Raw genomic sequence first — 16,794 nt, 5'->3', positions numbered from 1 at the left:
ACCGGCGTCGTGACCCGCGACGGGCGCACCACGGGACTTCCATTACGTCGGCGACGCGGCCGGGCAACGCGTCTGCGCGCCCGTAGGTCCCGGTCTTGATGAGCACGTCGGCGTGACGATGGCGTGGCGGAGGGGGAAGCCGCCTTCCCGGCTGCCGGGAAGCCCGCGGTCATGCTAGGTGACCATGACGGCGCCGTGCGTCCTTCATGTCATCCCGGAAGAGCCGCACACCCTCCCGACGAAGGCGATGCCGGTGTCAACACCAAGAATCGATCTCCTCACAACACTGTGAACCGCTGGTTACACACAGGAATGTCAATGCTAACAACATCGGCGGCCGGGGCGGCGGCGCCATCGAGGCGCCCACCCTCGTCCGCCGCGGCGACCACTACTGTCTGCACGTCCTGAGCGGCGCACCACCGCGCCCCGAACCAGAAGATCGCGCGAACGCGCCACCAACCGGCACCACGGCGATCCCGCTCCCCCGGCACCGAGCACACGGCATGTGATCGGCACCGGGGGCGTGAGGGCTTACCGCGGATCCGCGGTCACGCCGAGACGACCGTCAGACGGCCGTGCGCGACCACTGCTGGTTGGTGCCGGCGTTGCACGCGTACTGCTTGAGGATCACGCCGTCCGCGGTCGACGCGGCCGGTACGTCCACGCATTTGCCGCTGTGTCGTGCCCGGAGCTGGAAGTAGCCGCCGTTGGCGACCATCTGGAACTGCTGGTTGTTGCCGGTGCCGCAGGTGTACTGGACGAGCTCGGCACCGTCGGCGGTCGAAGCGCTCACCACGTCGAGGCACTTTCCGCTGTGGCGGCTGACGACGCGCCAGTAGCCGCTGCCGGCGTCCTGGAACTTCCACTGCTGCCACGCGTTGCCGCCGTAGGTGTACTGGCTGACGCGTGCGCCGTTGGCGGTGCTCGCTTGCTGGACGTCCATGGCCTTGCCGCTGTGGCGCGCGTCGATCCTGTAGAACGTTTCCGGCGAGGGCGACGGCGAAGGCGAAGGGCTGGGGTCGCTGACGGCGTCGCCCCAGCCATACCGGATCCGGTTGGCGCCGTGGCCGTTGCGGGTGGTCAGGTTGAGAGTGGTGCCGCTGCCACCCAGGGCGAACATCGAGTACCAGTCGTAGCCGATGGTGCCCGTCTTGCCGCCGAGGGCGGGCCAGTAGGTGCCGCCCATCTGGTTGTCACGCATGACCTGGGTCATCGCGCGGATGTAGCGCACGAAGTTGTCGGTGCTGTTCGGGTCGCTGTAGTTGAGGCCGGTGGACATCGGCGCGCCGTACTCGGTCGCGATCGCGCGGGAGGCGCAGTTGCCCAGACGCGTCTGGATGTGGCTCCGGAAGGCGTCGTAGGTCATGGCGCCGTAGAAGAAGGCGTAGTAGTGGAAGGACAGCAGCGTCGAGTTGAAGCGGCTGTCGTTGCAGATGTCCCTCAGGTCCTGGCTGAAGCCGGTGCCGCCGATGAGCACCCGGCCGGGCACCGCCGAGGTGTGGTAGCTGAGCCAGTTCGCCGCGACGTTGCGCCAGTCCGCCGACGAGTAGCCGTGCGGCTCGTTCATCGGCTCGAAGTAGACGTTGCTGTTCGAGCCGTACGTGTTGGTCACGCTGGACCACATCGTGTTCCATGCGGCGAGGTTCGTGATCCTGCCGCCGGAGGCGGCGCCGTCCTCCCAGTAGGCCAGGATGACCTTGAATCCGCGCTCGGTGGCGGCGTCAATGGCGCCGCGGTAGGCGTTCCACCAGGTCGTGTTGGCCACGGTGTGAGTGTTGATGGGCAGCCGGACGGTGTTGACCCCCATGAGGTATTCCATGCTGTCGTAGAGCGAGTTGGCCTTGGCCCGAACTGTCGCGTTGCTGTCGGACTGGCTCAGGCCCTGCACGACCAGCGTGCCGGTGCTGAAGTTGTCACCCAGCACCGCCCAGTTCATGCCTCGGAATTGCCTGGTGTCGGCATTGGCCGGCGGCACGGAGACGACGAGGCTTGTCACTGTGGCGAGGGCGACCGCCACAAGGGCGATCAGTAACCGGCGCGACGGCCGAGTGCTCCGCGATGGTCCTGATGAGTACCCATCGGACGCCATGATCAGTGCCATGAAATGTCCAATCACTAGATCTGAATTCCTGGGTCGAGCTCTCGGCAGGAGTGACGACCGGGTCGTTCTGGTTCAGGGGCGTCCGGTGGAGACCGTCGGAGCTCACCGCCAGGTGGAGGGCGTGGTTGTCACCGAGCTGGTTCGGCGACTCTTCGAGGTGACCCATGACATGGGCCGAGTACACGGCCGCCGAGGCTGACGGCGCCGCGGCGATGTGGACGACGCCGCCCAGCACGGCCGTCGGCCACGTGCCGGTGGCGGCGATCTTTGACGTGGGGACACCGCGGGCGTCCTTTCCGGGAATCGGCGAGGAGACGGCGAGGGGCGACATCACCGCCGCGCGCTCACGGTGAGGCCTCAGGGGCGACAGGGCGCGTCAACAGGCGCACGAAGGAGTGTTAACGCTAACATTCGTGCATAAACCTCGTCCCTGCGAGCTTGGCAATGGGGCGATTGGTTCCCTATGAAGGGCCGACGGTCGGGCCGCATTCATGTTTCTGTTGCATTTCCGCAAAGTGTTGGGGTTCACAAGCGGGATGTCAACATCTCGCTACGAGAAATTCATCTCCGCCCAGCCGGCATCCCGTGACGGCGGCGATGGCTGTAGCGCCGACCTCCGGTCACAGCCGGTCATATCGCCTGTTCAACCCTCTTCGGCGCCCGGCGGTCGGCGGTCTGGGTCGTCGTGCCAGCCTTCGGGTCACGGGCCGGAAGGTCCGGTGCGGTCGATGACAGCGGGTGTTGACCGCACTCATGTGAACGCACACACCGGTGCGATGCCGACGTGGCCCGCCGCCCTGTCGCGGTTACGGGCCGCGGTTCGCGCATTGAAACCCGCGTCGTTATCGCGTTCCAATAGTCAGGTCCGATTACGTTGACGCCCACGTAATCGCGGCGATGGTGCCGCCCGCGCCTCTGTGCCGACGGGTCACGTGGCGTCGCCTTCCCCGTCGCCCGGCCCGCCCGATCGTGCCCGACCGTGCCCGGCCTCCGAGGGTCGCCATCGCCGAAGGCGGCCGGCCCCGGCATCTCACCTCGTCACCCGGGTCGGGGTGTCACGCGGATCCGGCCACCGCCCCCCGTCGTTCCTCGCCTGCGGCCCCTCGCGACGGACCCACGAGCGGCCCGTCCGCTTACCTGCGGCATCGGTCCACGGTTCCGGCCGGTAGCCCTCCGAGGTGATCGCATGAACATCGGATTTGATCGCTTCACCAGTGAATTTTGCGAAGGGATCAACTTCGATCAGGTTCGATCGGTACTATGAGGGGGCCCTAAGGAGGAGCATGACCAGTACGGCGACCGGCCCCGCCGTTCGGCTCGCGAAGAGCGTCGCTTCAGGCCCGCTGCTCGGCAGGTGGGGGGCGACCGCCTCGCCGGGCGCGCTGACCGACGTCCTGGCGCATCCCGACCGTGCGCTGCCCCTGCCCTCCCTGAGCGGTGAGCCGCCGGCGCGGGCGCTGGAGCGCGTGCGGGAGCGGGCGGAGGCCGAGCGCGGGTCGCCGTGGGCGCAGCCGCTCGCCACGCAGTACGCCAGATACTTTCAGGACGGCGACCGCACGGTCTACGAGGGCGGCGTGTTCGCGCGTCAGGAGCGGCTCACCCGGGCCGTGCTCATGGCCGCGGCGAACGGGTCGGACGAGTGGCTGGCCGAGGCCGCCGACGGGATCGTGCTGGTGTGCGAGCAGAGCTCGTGGTGCTGGCCCGCCCATGAGGAGTCCTGCCGGTCGCGGGGCACGGTGCTGCCCGACCCGGCCACCCCCTGCCTGGATCTCGGCACCGGCGACGTGGCCGCCCAGCTCGCCTGGGCGGACCACCTGCTCGGCGAGCGGCTGGACGAGCGATTCCCCGGGCTGCGGGACCGCCTGCGCGCCGAGGTGCGGTGGCGGGTCCTGGAGCCGTTCACCCGCCGGCGCGACTGGCACTGGCTGGGGCTGGACGGCCGCGTGCACAACTGGTGCCCGTGGATCTGCGGCAACGTGCTCGTCGCCGCGCTGCGCCTGGCCGAGCCGGGAGCGGAGCGGGCCCGGCAGGTCGCGCTGGCGATCGAGGGCCTCGACCGCTACCTGGCGGCGCTGCCCGGCGACGGGTCGGTGGACGAGGGCTACGAGTACTGGTGGAACGGCGCCTGCCGCGCCCTGGAGGCGCTCGACGTGCTGGAACACGCCACGTCCGGGGAGCTGGAGGCGTCCGACGTGCCGGTGGTGCGCGAGACGGTGCGGTTCCCCCACCGGATGCATCTGGGCGGGGCGTGGTACGTGAACTTCGCCGACGCCCGCGCGCTGCCGCCCGCCGAGCAGCCCTGGCACGTGCCGCACCGCTGGGCGCGGCGGATCGGTGATCCCGACGGGATGCGGCACGCCGCCGCCCACCGCGCCGGGACCGTCGCCCCCGCCGCCGAGCTGGGACGGGCACTGAGCGAGCTGGCCGACATCAGCTGGCTGGAGGCCGGCCCGGCCGAACCGCCGCTGGTGGCCTCGGCATGGCTGCCCGGCACGCAGGTGGGCGTCGCCCGCACCGCCCGCGGCACCGAGCGGGGTCTCGCCCTCGCGGTCAAGGGCGGCCACAACGACGAGAACCACAACCACAACGACGTCGGATCAGTGATCGTCGCCGTCGACGGGACACCCGCCGTGGTCGACGCGGGGCGGCCCACGTACACGGCGCGGACGTTCGGACCCGACCGGTACGCGATCTGGACGATGCGGAGTGGCTGGCACAGCGTGCCCGAGGTGCGCGGCACCCCGCAGGGGCAGGGCGCGTCCTTCGCGGCCGGGGACGTCACGGTGGCCGACGAGCCGGACGCCTTCCAGATGAGGCTCGACCTCGCGGGCGCCTACCCGGTGGACGGGCTTGAGCGGTGGTGGCGCACGGCCAGGCTGGACCGGGAGACCGGCGGCGTGACGATCGAGGACTCCTGGGCCTTCACCGACGCGGGCCCGCCCAGCGAGGTGCGGTTCCTGCTGTCCGGTCGGGTGCGGCAGGAGGCGCCGGGGCAGGTGACGATACGGCCGCCCGGCGGGGGCCGGGCCGCTGTCCTCTCCTGGGATCCGGAGCACGCGGCCGGATCGCTGACCGAACGCGAGCTGGACGACCCCCTGCTCGTCGCGGTGTGGGGCGACCGGCTGACCCGGTTGCGGCTGGAGCTGCCCGGCACCGCGAGCGGATCGCTCCTGGTACGCGTGGAGGTGCGGCCATGACCCTGTCCGGCTCACCGGCCTCGCTGCCCGACGAGCGCCGCACCCGGGTGGTCGAGCTGCTGCGGCGGCGTGGCTCCGTCCGGGTCGCCGACCTGGCCGAGGAGCTGGACGTCTCGGTCATCACCGTCCGCCGTGACATCGCGCTCCTCGCCTCGCAGGGGCTGATCCGGCGGATTCGGGGCGGGGCCATGCTGCACGGTGGCGCCCCCGCCGGCGAGCCCGGCGAGGAGGTCTCGCCTCGACCGGCCGCCGAGGAGGACGTCGGCGACGGACGGCGACTCACGATCGGGATGGTCGTGCCGTCGCTCGACTACTACTGGCCGGAGGTGATCCGCAGTGTCCGCGAGGCCGCCGCGGCGGCCGGAGCCAGGGTCGTGCTGCGCGGCGCCACCTACCAGGCCGCCGACGAGCGGCGGCAGTTGTCAGGCCTGATGGACCTTGTCGGCGTGGACGGGCTCCTGGTCGCGCCGACCACCACCGGTGACGACGGCGAGGAACTGGTGCGCTGGTTGCGGCAGGCGCCGGTGCCGGTCGTGCTCATCGAGCGGGCCGCCTCCGTCGGGCCGTACGAGGAGACCATGGAGTCCGTCATCAGCGACCACGCGCTGGGCGCGGCCATGGCCGTGCGCCACCTGGCGGCGCTGGGGCACCGGCGGATCGGGGTGGTCACGACCCTGCACAGCCCGACGACGCCGCACGTGCGGCGCGGATGGCGGCAGGCCTGCCAGGAGCTCGGTCTGGAACTCGACGGCACCCCGGACCTCACCACCGTCGACCAGCGCAACCCCGAGTGGAACGAGGCCATGGACCGGATCCTCGGTTCGTGCCTCGGCACGGGCACCACCGCGCTGCTGGTCCACTCCGACCCGGAGGCGATCAGCCTCGTGGAGCGGTGTCAGGAGAGGGGCGTCCGGGTGCCCGCGGACCTGGCGGTGGTCACCTACGACGACGAGGTGGCGGAGCTGTGCGATCCGCCGCTGACGGCGGTCCGCCCGCCCAGGAAGGCGATCGGGCGGGCGGCGTTCGGCCTGCTGTGGGCTCGCCTGACGGATCAGGACCCGCATCGGCCGACGCATCGCGTGGTCATCGAGCCCCGGTTGATCGTGCGCTCCTCCTCGTCCTGAGGGTGGGCCGTTCACGGCAGAAGGGACGCGGGATCCAGGGTGTCCTCGGCGCCGTCCGGCCAGACGATCCGGGCGACCGCGTTCGCCCAGCCGATCTCCGGCGGGGCCGGGGGCACGCTCGAACCGAGGTGAAGGCGGGCTTCGTACCATCTGCGCGGCTCGGCGGCCGCGCTGGTGCCGCACCAGGGAACGAGGGTCCGGCCCGACAACGGGGTGGCGTTCTCGGCGAGCGTCACGTCCGACAGGTCGAGACCGGGGCCGGGGACGATGCGCGAGATCAGGTGGGACGTCGGGGTGGCGGCGGGGACGGGCCAGCCGCCCAGGCGAAGGGGGGCCTCGCACGTGGGGAGGACGAGGACCAGACGGACCTCCCAGGTGCCTCGCAACGCCGACAGGACGGTGATCCAGGGCCCCAGGACGGCGGTGCCCGACCGGCCGTAGCCGTGGTCGGCGGTGTCCGGGTCCGGGTCCACCCAGTGGGCCCGCCAGCGGGAGGCGCCGACGGCGGTCCCCGTCGGCAGGCGGTCCACGAGGAGGGTCTCGAAGCCGGTGCGATGGCTGGGCCGGTCGCCGGGGCCCAGAAGCGTGACCGACTGGTCGAGAGGGTCGCCGGCGTGCGGGCCGGCCAGGATGGGCGAGGTGGCGCTGGAGTATCCGAGGCGGGCGTACAGCGGCGAGTCCGTGCGGTGGTCGCCGGGGGTGGCGTGGTCGGTGCCGTGGTTGACGACGCGCACGACGCCGTCGGCGCGGGTGCCGGAGACCAGCCAGCCCGGTGATCGGATCACGAGCTGGAAATCCTCCCGCTCGACCGGCAACGGCTCCTCGACCGAGGTCCACACGGGGTGATCGGCGGGCAGCGCCAGCCCGTACAGGCCTTTGGCGGCCCAGTAGGGGGAGCCGGTGCCGGAGTACGACTGGGCGATCGGCCGCCAGGGGCCGTGCCAGCCGAGTGTCAGGAGTCCGTCGTCGTCGGGGCTGCCGTGCTCGGCGAAGTGGCGGGCGATGCCGGAGGCGGCGCGGCGCAGGAGACCCGGCGCGGGGGTCGCGACACCGGCCCGCGCTCCCGCCCAGAACTGGGCGGCGGCCGCGAACCGGTAGGTGAGGCTGCGGCCCTGGATGAGCGGAGAGCCGTCCGCGCCCACCAGGTGGACGGCGTCGTGAAGGTAGCGCGTGAACCGGGACAGGTAGGCGGCACGACGGTCGTCGGCGGCCGGGTCGCCGGCCGCCATCTCGGTCCACAGCAGCGGATAGAAATGCAGGGCCCAGCCGACATAGTGGTCGTAGCCGCGCCGCTCGCCGTCGGAGTACCAGCCCTCCTCCCGGACGAACCCGTCGGTGAGCGCGAGCCCGGCCTCGACGTCCTGGCGTGAGGACGGGCCGCCCACCGAGGCGAGGAACCGCTCGACCACGAGCTGGAACCAGATCCAGTTGATCGGCGGGTACGCGCCGCCGATCGCCGGAGCCAGGTAATCGACCACCCGCTCGCGCACACCGTCGTCGAGGCGGTCCCACAGCCACGGGCGGGTGAGGTGCAGCACCAGCGCGATGGAGGCGGCCTCGACCTTGGCCTGGTCATGCTCGTCCAGCCTCACCCAGCGCTCGGGAGAGGCCGGATCGGTCCCGGCCGCCAGGCCGCGCGCGTACCACTCCAGGTAGCCGTGCGGGTCATGGCCGCCCTCCCCCGCCACCCGGAACCCCGCGGCCAGGAATGTCCGGGCGAACCCCTCCAGCGCGTCGACGTCAGGCCCGTACCCGCCCGGCTCGCCGGGAAAGGAGATCCGCGCGTGCGAGGGGGAGGCGTACCGCCGTGCGGACAGCAGCAGGCGGTCGGCCAGGGCGGCCCAGTGATCTCTGGTCCAGCCGGTGTAGGGCGAGAGCCGCCGGTCGTCCAATTCCCGCAGCCAGCGCATCGGGCCTCCTGTCGCGACTCCGCACGAAACCCCGCGATGCTGGCACCGTCCCGGCGGACACGTCAAGCAGCGATGAATCAAAAGCGTTCATACTGATCATCGCTGACGGCTGCCGGGATCCTCAGATGATCGTATTGATCAGTAACGATCATATTAGCGTTAACAATCTATTGACCTGATTGAAACGATCGGTCATGATCGGCGGCACTGGCAAGCGCTGGCTGGCGAGAGGACCGGTGTGAGAGACCGACGATCACAGGCTCTGCTGGTGATGGATCCCGTGTACGTCGACGTGCAGTTCCAGGAGCCACAGCTGCGGCGGTTGCGCGATCTCGTCGAGCTCACCGACCCCATGGCGACGGCGGACCTCGACGATCCGCTCGTGCGCCGCAGGCTAGGCGAGGTCGAGGTGCTCGTGACCTCATGGGGCTGTCCTCCGCTCACCAAGGAGCGGCTGGACTGCGCGCCGGAGCTTCGGGCGATCTTCCACTGCGCGGGAACGGTGCGCCCGTTCGTCACCGACGAGGTCTGGCGGCGCGGGCTGCTGGTGACCAGCGCGGCGGACGAGAACGCCGTCTCGGTCGCCGAGTTCACCCTCGCCGCGATCATCTTCGCGGGCAAGAAGGCTCCGTTCCTGGCCCAGGACGCGCGCAGACATCGCGACGACTGGTCCTACCTGGAACGGCGGGGCGAGCTGTCCAACCGCGGGCGCACGATCGGCGTCGTCGGCTTCTCACGGGTGGGCCGCCGGGTCGTCGAAAGGCTGCGCAGCCTGGACGTGGAGACGCTGGTGTACGACCCGTACGCCGGCGCCGCCAAGGTCCGTGAGGCGGGCGGCCGGCTGGTCGGCCTGGCCGACCTGCTGCCGCGCTGCGACGTGCTCACCCTGCACGTCCCGGAGCTTGCCTCCACCCGTCATCTCATCGGGGCGCCGGAACTCGCCCTGCTGAAAGACGGCACGACCGTCATCAACACGGCGCGCGGCACCGTCCTGGACACCGCCGCCCTGGAGACCGAGTGCGCGAGGGGACGCCTGGACGCGATTCTCGACGTGACCGACCCGGAGCCGTTGCCCGCGAACTCGCTCCTGTACGACCTTCCCAACGTCATGATCACCCCCCACATCGCCGGATCCCTGGGATCGGAGACCCGGCGAATGAGCGACAGCGCCCTCGACGAGCTCGAACGCTACCTGTCCGGCCGGCCGCCGCGCGCGGTGGTGACGGCCGACGAGTTCGCCGTGAGCGCCTGAGCCCCGCTTCCGGGAAAGGAAACCAGACCGATGTTCAATCCCGTTCCGCCCGCCAGGACCCGAACGCGGCGCCACGTCGTGAAAACCGCGGGAATGACCGTCGTCGCGCTCGCGCTCGCCGCGTGCGGTGGCTCCGGCGAGCCGGCCGAGGGCGGCGGCGGACCCACCACCCTCACCGTCACCGTGTGGAACCTCGCCAAGACCCCCGAGTTCACCGCGCTGTTCCAGGCGTTCGAGAAGGCGAATCCGGGCGTCAAGGTGAAGCCGGTCGACATCCTCGCGGACGACTATCAGGACAAGGTCACCACCATGCTCGCCGGCGGCGACAAGTCGGACGTGATCACGATAAAGAACGTGACGGACTACGCGCGCTACTCCAGCCGCGGGCAGCTCGTCGACGTCACCGATCTCGCCACGTCGGCCGACGCCGCCAAGCTGGCGGGTCTGCAGGCCTACAACACCGGGAACACCTACTACGCGCTCCCCTACCGCCAGGACTTCTGGCTGCTGTACTACAACAAGACCCTGCTCGACAAGGCGGGCATCAAGCTCACCGGCGCCATGACGTGGGACGACTACGCCAAGTACGCCCAGCAGCTCACCGGGGACAAGGACGGCAAGAAGGTCCACGGCACCTACCACCACACCTGGCGTTCGGTGGTCCAGGCGATCTCCGCGGCGCAGACGGGCGGCGACCAGCTCGGCGGTGACTACGCCTTCTTCACCGACCAGTACACGATGGCCCTGGACCTGCAGAAGAAGGGGGCGGTCATGGACTTCGGCACCGCGAGCGCCCAGCAGGCCGACTACCGGAACGTGTTCGGAACCGGCGCGGCGGCGATGATGCCCATGGGTACCTGGTACATCTCGGGCATTCTGGAGGCCAAGAAGAAGGGCGAGAGCCAGGTCGACTGGGCGCTCGCCCCGATGCCGCAGCGGGCGGGCTCCGGCGAGGCCGTCACCTTCGGTTCCCCGACGGGGTTCGCGGTGAACAAGCGGAGCGAGTCCGCCGACCTCGCCAAGAAGTTCGTCCAGTTCGCCGCCAGCAGGGCGGGCGCGGAGGCGATCGCCCAGGTGGGCGTGGTGCCGGCGCTGCAGGATCCGGCGATCACGGAAGCCTACTTCAAGCTCGAGGGCATGCCGTCGGACGAGCTGTCGAAGAAGGCGTTCGAGCCCGGCAAGGTCGTGCTGGAGATGCCGGTGAGCGACAAGAGCTCCGACGTCGACACCATCCTCAACGAGGAGCATCAGTTGATCATGGTCGGTGAGAAGTCGGTCGCCGACGGCATCCGCTCGATGAACGAGCGCGTCAAGAACGAGGTCCTCAACTAGGGCGACGGCGGCGGGCTCCGCGGCCCGCCGCCCGTCCACCTGGTCTGCGAAGGAGTCACGAAGGACGACCATGGCCCATGTCATGCCGCAGCCCGCGCCGACCGAGCCGGGCGAACCTCGGGTGCCCCACGGCGGCCGGGCCTGGCGCAACACCCTGATCGGGTGGAGCTTCATCCTGCCGAACTTCCTCGGCTTCGCCCTGTTCACGCTCATCCCGGTGATCGCGGCGTTCGTGCTGGCGTTCATGGACTGGGACTCCTACGGAACGCCCGAGTGGGTGGGGCTGAGCAACTTCGAACGATTGTGGGGGGACGAGAACTTCCACGTCGCTCTTCGCAACACGTTCTACTACGCGCTCGGCCACATCCCGCTGACCCTGATCGCCGCCCTCGCCCTGGCGCTGGCGCTGAACCGGCGGCTGCGCGGGGTGAACTTCTTCCGCAGCGCGGCCTTCTTCCCGTACATCACCTCCCTGGTCGCGGTGGCCGTGGTCTGGAACATGCTGTTCAATCCGACGGCGGGACCGATCAACCTGTTCCTGGAGGCGATCGGCGTCCAGGACCCCCCGCGCTGGATGTCGAGCACCGGCTGGGCGATGCCCGGGGTGATCATCACCAGTGTGTGGCGCGACATGGGCTACTACATGGTGCTCTACCTGGCCGGCCTGCAGACCATTCCCAGGGAGTACTACGAGGCGGCCAAGGTGGACGGGGCCAACGCCTGGCAGCGGTTCTGGGGCATCACGTTGCCCTCGCTGCGGCCCACCACCTTCTTCGTGCTGGTCATGCTGACCATCCAGAGCTTCAAGGTGCTCGACCTGATCATGGTCATGACCGGAGGCGGCCCCGGTCGCAGCACCCTGGTGCTGGCCCAGCTCGTCTACCGGGAAGGCATCGTCGAGGGCCAGTTCGGCTACTCGTCGGCGATCGCGCTCGTGCTGTTCCTCATCGTGTTCATCGTGACCATCGTCCAATTCCGGATCAACGAACGGAGATACGCGTCATGACCACGTTGCGCGATGCTCCTTCGGCCACGGTACCGCCGCCGCGACACGACGGGCCCACCGGATCGCCGGCCTCCTGGTACCCCGCCGCCCGCAGGACGCTGGCCTACCTCGGGCTCGTCACGGTGACGTTGCTGACGCTGGTGCCGTTCGGAATGATGCTGTCGGCCTCGCTCAAGCGCAACAGCGAGGTCCTGGCGGTCCCGATCCAGTGGATTCCGGAAGAGCTGCGCTGGTCGAACTTCGTGGAGATCTGGGAACGCGCCCCGATGGCGACCTACCTGGGCAACTCGCTTTTCCTGTCGGTCACCATCACGTTCCTGCAGGTGCTGACCGGCAGCTTCGCCGCCTACGGGTTCTCCAAGGTCCGCTTTCCCGGACGCGACGCGCTGTTCCTGGGCTACCTCGCCACCATCGCGGTGCCGTGGCAGGCCTACATGGTGCCGCAGTACATCATGATGCAGCGGCTGGAGCTGACGGACACGTACTGGTCGCTCATCCTGATACAGGCGTTCGGCGCGTTCGGCGTGTTCCTCATGCGCCAGTACTACATGTCGATCCCGGACGAGCTGTGCGAGGCGGCCAGGATCGACGGGCTCAGCGAGTACGGCATCTACCGGCGGATCATCCTCCCGCTGTCGAAGCCGGCGCTCGCCAGCCTGGCGCTGCTGACGTTCGTCACCACGTGGAACGACTACATGGGGCCCTTCATCTACCTGACGAGCAACGAGCTGTGGACGGTGCAGCTCGGCCTGCGCTCCTTCGTCGGCCTGTACGAGGCCGAACACGCGATGATCATGACGGGTGCGGTGCTGTCGGTGCTGCCGATCCTGGTCCTCTTCCTGTTCGGGCAGCGCTACTTCATCCAGGGCGTCGCGACGAGCGGGCTGAAGGGGTGAGCGCGATGCGCGGCCTGCTGCGTCCGGCCCGGCAGGAGACGTACGAGAAGGTCTTCGGCATGGTCTACGTCGGATTGATGACGAACCTGCTGCTGGCGATATCGTGCGCACCGCTGCTGGTGGCACTGGCCCTGGTGCGGGATCCGTCGGCGTCGTGGCCGTTCTTCGCGGTGCTCTCGGCGGTGTGCGCGCCGGCGCTGGCGGGCGCGTTCCGGTGTTTCGCCCTGCTCGACGAGGGGTCGACGGCGGTGTTCGCGGCCTTCTGGAACGGTTACCGGCGGGCGGCGGTGCGGGCGCTGGTCACCTGGCTGACGGGCGCCGCGGTGGTGAGCGTGCTCGTGGTGGACGTCATGGTGGTCGCTGACACCTCGTGGGGTCCGGCGCTGCTGCCGTTCTTCGTCACGGCGGGCGCGCTGGTCGTGGCCACGACGGTGACGGTGCTGGTCGTGGTGGCCGAATCGTCGCGTCCGGTCCGCGGCCTGGTCCTGCCGTGCCTGTACCTGGTGGCGCGTCGCTGGTATCTGACGCTGCCGACGCTGATGGTGCTGGCGCTCACGGTCGGCATGGTGTTGCTCGAACCGTTCTTCGGCGTGCTGCTGGGAACGGCGCCACTGCTCTACGCGGCCTGGGCCACGAGCCGGTTCGTGGCCCTGCCGCTCCTGCCGGGACCTTGACCGGCCCTCGCTCCCGGTCCGCGACATCGGCACGGTGAGGGCGACCGGCGCCTCGACGAAGCGCTGAGGTCTCGCGCGGACCGCGATCTTCCACGAGTGCGACACGATGATCAGCCGAACGCTCCGCGCGGCCCGTCTCACCGTCGGGAACGCGTTCCGATCATCACGGTACCGCCGGGCATGAATTGCGTGCCGTCCGTTGACGGAGGCCCCTTCGCCGGGCTAATAATGCGCCTACGCCCGCATCACCGTCTCCGCGCGGTCTCCGTGAAATGTTAGCGCTAACATTATGGAGGTATCGGAATACGCATATATCAAAGGGCTTTGACCGCGTTGCTCGCCGTCGTCATGGCCGTCGTCATGGCCCTTGTCATGGCCCTCGTCATGGCACCCGTGGCGCCCACCTGAAGGCGTCCACCTCGGCCCTCGCCTCCGCAGCCCACCTGAAGGCGTCCATCTCGGCCCTCGCCTCCGGCGCCTCCTTCACCGTGACCTTCTCCCCTGGCCTGACAGAAGGATGACCCTGATGCCCCCCTCGCACGCGCGCCGCGCCCTGGTGACCGCGCTGGCCACACTGCTCGCCGTGATCGCCGGTCTGCTCTCACCGATCGCGGCCCACGCCTCCCCGCCCGCCCAGTACACCAACCCCCTGGCCGCCCAGCGCGCCGACCCGCACATCTTCCGCCACACCGACGGCTACTACTACCTCACCGCGACCGTCCCCGAGTACGACCGCATCGTGCTGCGCCGCGCCACCACCGTCCAGGGCCTGGCGAGCGCCCCCGAGACGGTCATCTGGCGCAAGCACACCAGCGGCGAGATGGGCGCCCACATCTGGGCGCCGGAGATCCACTTCATCAACGGCAAGTGGTACGTCTACTTCGCCGCCGGCCGCGCCGATGACATCTGGCGCATCCGCATGTACGTACTCGAAAGCTCCGCGGCCAACCCCCTGACCGGCCCCTGGACCGAACGCGGCCGCATCACCACCCCCTGGGACACCTTCGCCCTGGACGCCACCACCTTCACCGCCAACGGCGTACGCTACCTGCTCTGGGCCCAGCAGGAGCCGGGCATCGCCACCAACTCCAACCTCTACATCGCCCGCATGGGCGCCAACCCCTGGACGATCACCGGTGCCACCACCCGCCTGACCGTGCCCACCCTGGCGTGGGAGACGCGCGGCTTCAAGGTGGCCGAGGGCCCGGCCGTGCTGCAACGCAACGGGCGGCTCTTCCTCACCTACTCCGCCAGCGCCACCGACGCCAACTACTGCCTGGGCATGCTGACCGCCTCCGCCTCGGCCGACCCGCTCAACGCCTCCTCCTGGACCAAGAGCGCCAACCCCGTCTTCACCAGCAACGCCTCGACCGGCCAGTACGGCCCCGGCCACAACTCCTTCACCGTCTCCGAGGACGGGCAGAGCGACATCCTCGTCTACCACGACCGCAACTACCGCGACATCAACGGCGACCCGCTCAACGACCCCAACCGCCGTACCCGCGTCCAGAAGATCTACTGGAGGGCGGACGGCACCCCCGACTTCGGCATCCCGGTCCCCGACGGCGCGACCCCGGTGCGGCTGATGTCCCACGACACGCCGGGCTCGGCGATACGCCACTGGGAGTACCGGGCCCGCCTGGAGGCGAACGTCTCACCGCTGGCCGACTCCCAGTTCAAGGTCGTCACCGGCCTGTCCGGCTCGGGCACCGTGTCGCTGGAGTCCACCAACTTCCCCGGCTACTACCTGCGGCACCGCAACCACGAGGCCTGGGTGGAGCGGAACGACGGCAGCGCCCTGTTCAGGGCCGACGCGAGCTTCACCCGCCGCACCGGGCTCACCGGTTCGGGCACGGTGTCGCTGGAATCGGTCAACTTCCCCGGCTACTACCTGCGCCACCGCGCCGGTCAGGTGTGGGTCGAGCAGAACGACGGCACCACCGCCTTCCGGGGAAACGCCAGCTTCGTCCTCGAGTGAGGCCCGGACGGGAAAGGCGGACATGAGAAAGAGGGGTGACAGCGGCGCACCCCTCTTTCGGCCCCTGCCCGAGCCCCTTCCGGCCGGTGTCGGGGACTCGGCGGGCGGCGCGCCCGCGTCGTGGACGCCATCCTCATGGACCCGCGGCGGAACGGGCCAACCCTTTTGAACGTTTCATACCACGAAGTGGGATTGCCCCTCTCTGAACACGTATCAGCGCATCAGGGGTATCGATCTCGATATGGTTTCCCGGTGGTCGAGGGGGAAAAGGCGCCCAGGCGCCGCGGGATGCGGTCGGTCGCCGAGGAGGCCGGGGTCTCACTGGCGACGGTGAGCAATGTGTTGAACAGCCCCGACGTCGTGGCCAAGGAGACCCAGCAGCGGGTGCAGGCCGCGATGGACCGGCTGGGCTATGTGCCCAACAACGCCGCCCGCCGGTTGCGCGGGCTGCCGAGTTCGCTGGTCGGCGCTGTCACGCTCGACATGACCAACCCGTTCTTCACCGAGGTCTGCCGCGGCATCGAGGACCGGCTGCTACAGGACGACTGCATGCTCATGATGTGCAGCACCGACATGCAGCCGGGGCGCGAGCAGCACTACCTGCGCGAGTTGGAGAAACACGGCGTCCGCGGCGTGCTGATCACCCCGGTCGACCTGAGCCTGCGGCCGCTCCTGGCGATGGCCCGGCGCGGAGTCCCGATCGTGCTGGTGGACCACCGGACCGACCAGGGGAAACTCTGTTCGGTGTCCATGAACAACGTGATGGGTGGACGGCTGGCCGCCGATCACCTGCTCAGGTTGGGACATCGGCGAATCGCGGTGCTGTCCGCGTCCGTCGATGTGCAGCAGACGATCGACCGGCGATCCGGCGTCCGGGAGGCCTGCGCCGCCGCCGGGCACGACCCCGACAAGGTGGTCCTGGACGTACGGGTGCCGGCACCCGACATGACGACGGCCGAGACCGTGCTCGACGACGTGCTGGCCGACCCGGTGCCGCCGACGGCGATCCTGTGCCTGACCGACCTGGCCGCCATGGCCGTGGTGGGCGGCCTGCGTGAAAGGGGCGTCGACGTGCCGGGGGACATCTCCGTCGTGGGTTACGACGACCTGGTGTTCGCCGCGCAGATGACGCCGTCGCTGACCACGGTCTGGCAACCCAAGCGGGAACTGGGGCACACCGCGGCCGGGTTGCTGCTGGACGAGACGCGCCCGGGACACCGGCACCGGCGCCTGGTCTACCGTCCCCGCCTGGTCGTGCGTTCATCGACGGCGAGTCCGAAACTTTCATAGGCCAGATGGCCTTTGACGTGAAACGTAACAATTT

At 69.6% G+C, this 16,794-nt stretch carries 12 protein-coding genes; 10 read left to right on the top strand and 2 right to left on the bottom strand.

Annotation, left to right across the window (positions count from 1 at the left end):
* Positions 1-565: 565 nt before the first annotated feature.
* Positions 566-1,996, bottom strand: coding sequence for an RICIN domain-containing protein (locus tag AB0F88_RS25795; RefSeq protein WP_362689005.1), 1,431 nt, complete (start codon positions 1,994-1,996; stop codon positions 566-568).
* Between the two features lie 269 nt (positions 1,997-2,265).
* On the opposite strand from AB0F88_RS25795, the gene AB0F88_RS25790 reads away from it, so the two are divergent.
* The 3 genes from AB0F88_RS25790 (at position 2,266) to AB0F88_RS25780 (ending at position 6,422) form a co-directional block, all read left to right on the top strand.
* Entirely contained in the window at positions 2,266-2,454 is a 189-nt protein-coding gene (locus AB0F88_RS25790) for a hypothetical protein (protein WP_362689002.1), read from the top strand.
* Between the two features lie 930 nt (positions 2,455-3,384).
* Positions 3,385-5,298, top strand: coding sequence for a heparinase II/III family protein (locus AB0F88_RS25785; RefSeq protein ID WP_362688999.1), 1,914 nt, complete (start codon positions 3,385-3,387; stop codon positions 5,296-5,298).
* On the top strand, positions 5,295-6,422 hold the full coding sequence (locus AB0F88_RS25780; protein ID WP_362688996.1) for a substrate-binding domain-containing protein: 1,128 nt from the start codon (positions 5,295-5,297) through the stop codon (positions 6,420-6,422). The genes AB0F88_RS25785 and AB0F88_RS25780 overlap by 4 nt, the downstream gene beginning before the upstream one ends.
* A gap of 11 nt (positions 6,423-6,433) precedes the next feature.
* On the opposite strand, the gene AB0F88_RS25775 is transcribed toward AB0F88_RS25780, so the two are convergent.
* On the bottom strand, positions 6,434-8,332 hold the full coding sequence (locus AB0F88_RS25775) for a DUF2264 domain-containing protein (protein ID WP_362688993.1): 1,899 nt from the start codon (positions 8,330-8,332) through the stop codon (positions 6,434-6,436).
* A 271-nt stretch (positions 8,333-8,603) separates the two neighbouring features.
* Here AB0F88_RS25775 and AB0F88_RS25770 point away from each other — a divergent pair, with 271 nt between their 5' ends.
* The 7 genes from AB0F88_RS25770 (at position 8,604) to AB0F88_RS25740 (ending at position 16,760) form a co-directional block, all read left to right on the top strand.
* The gene (locus AB0F88_RS25770; protein ID WP_362689571.1) at positions 8,604-9,584 is read left to right on the top strand and encodes a hydroxyacid dehydrogenase; all 981 of its coding nucleotides are present in this window, start codon (positions 8,604-8,606) and stop codon (positions 9,582-9,584) included.
* A 93-nt stretch (positions 9,585-9,677) separates the two neighbouring features.
* Positions 9,678-10,916 carry a sugar ABC transporter substrate-binding protein gene (locus AB0F88_RS25765; RefSeq protein WP_362688990.1) on the top strand — a complete coding sequence of 413 codons (1,239 nt, stop codon included), beginning with the start codon at positions 9,678-9,680 and terminating at the stop codon, positions 10,914-10,916.
* Between the two features lie 70 nt (positions 10,917-10,986).
* Complete coding sequence (locus AB0F88_RS25760; protein ID WP_362688987.1) at positions 10,987-11,922, top strand: sugar ABC transporter permease; 936 nt, start codon at positions 10,987-10,989, stop codon at positions 11,920-11,922.
* Positions 11,919-12,818, top strand: a complete 900-nt coding sequence (locus tag AB0F88_RS25755) for a carbohydrate ABC transporter permease (RefSeq protein ID WP_362688984.1) — start codon at positions 11,919-11,921, stop codon at positions 12,816-12,818. Before AB0F88_RS25760 ends, AB0F88_RS25755 begins: the two co-directional genes overlap by 4 nt.
* Before the next feature lie 5 nt (positions 12,819-12,823).
* The gene (locus AB0F88_RS25750) at positions 12,824-13,492 is read left to right on the top strand and encodes a hypothetical protein (protein ID WP_362688981.1); all 669 of its coding nucleotides are present in this window, start codon (positions 12,824-12,826) and stop codon (positions 13,490-13,492) included.
* Between the two features lie 526 nt (positions 13,493-14,018).
* Positions 14,019-15,470, top strand: coding sequence for a family 43 glycosylhydrolase (locus AB0F88_RS25745; protein WP_362688978.1), 1,452 nt, complete (start codon positions 14,019-14,021; stop codon positions 15,468-15,470).
* A 252-nt stretch (positions 15,471-15,722) separates the two neighbouring features.
* The gene (locus AB0F88_RS25740; RefSeq protein WP_362688975.1) at positions 15,723-16,760 is read left to right on the top strand and encodes a LacI family DNA-binding transcriptional regulator; all 1,038 of its coding nucleotides are present in this window, start codon (positions 15,723-15,725) and stop codon (positions 16,758-16,760) included.
* Positions 16,761-16,794 lie beyond the last annotated feature (34 nt).

Source organism: Streptosporangium sp. NPDC023963, from assembly GCF_040639135.1.
In the GTDB taxonomy this organism is placed as follows: Bacteria; Actinomycetota; Actinomycetes; order Streptosporangiales; family Streptosporangiaceae; genus Streptosporangium.
The sequence above is the reverse complement of the archived record's forward strand: the minus strand, read 5'-3'. Positions and strand labels throughout refer to the sequence as shown.